The sequence below is a fragment of the Corynebacterium sp. HMSC056E09 genome, from assembly GCF_001813425.1.
GTDB classification, from domain to species: Bacteria; Actinomycetota; Actinomycetes; order Mycobacteriales; family Mycobacteriaceae; genus Corynebacterium; species Corynebacterium hesseae.
Genome location: NZ_KV812503.1, coordinates 1 through 535, shown reverse-complemented (window position 1 = coordinate 535; position 535 = coordinate 1). Strand labels below are relative to the sequence as shown.

The window sequence follows — 535 nt, the reverse complement described above, 5'->3', positions numbered from 1 at the left end:
TGAATCTTTCGGTCAACATCATCGTAAAATGCTGACCGATCATCCTTTCCGGATAGTCGTTTCTGCTGCACATGAGCCCATTTGTAGTATCCAGACCGAGACACTTTTAATAGCCGTGCCATGCGTTTGATGCTGTAGTTTGCCTTCTCCTGCTGCATTAGTTCGAACTTTTCTGCTCGCGTTGCTTCGCGGCGAAGAAGGCTGTCGCTTTTGACAAAAACTCGTTATCCATCTTGGCTTCTGCCAACTCACGGCGCAGACGAGCATTCTCAGCACGAAGATCAGCCTCACTCATCCCATCCGAGGCTCCTCGGCGTTCACGCTCGAGTTTGACCCACCGGCCTAAAAGCCCGGCGGAAACACCGATTTCCTTAGCCACATGAGCGATCGGTCGCTCTGACTCGATTACCAGGTTCGCGGCTTCACGCCGGTACTCCGGCGTGTACTTCTTGCGCTGTTGACTCACAATGAACATCCTCTCTTACGGACACAAGATCCGTACAAATAGGGTGTCCACTAAACGAGGGTAACCTCA

The 535-nt window shown here is 51.8% G+C and carries 1 protein-coding gene; it reads right to left on the bottom strand.

What is annotated here, in order from left to right; all coding sequences use genetic code 11:
* Positions 1-157: 157 nt before the first annotated feature.
* Positions 158-466 (bottom strand): IS3 family transposase, encoded by a 309-nt coding sequence (locus HMPREF2912_RS07315; RefSeq protein WP_010188437.1) that lies wholly within the window; start codon positions 464-466, stop codon positions 158-160.
* Between the last annotated feature and the right edge of the window lie 69 nt (positions 467-535).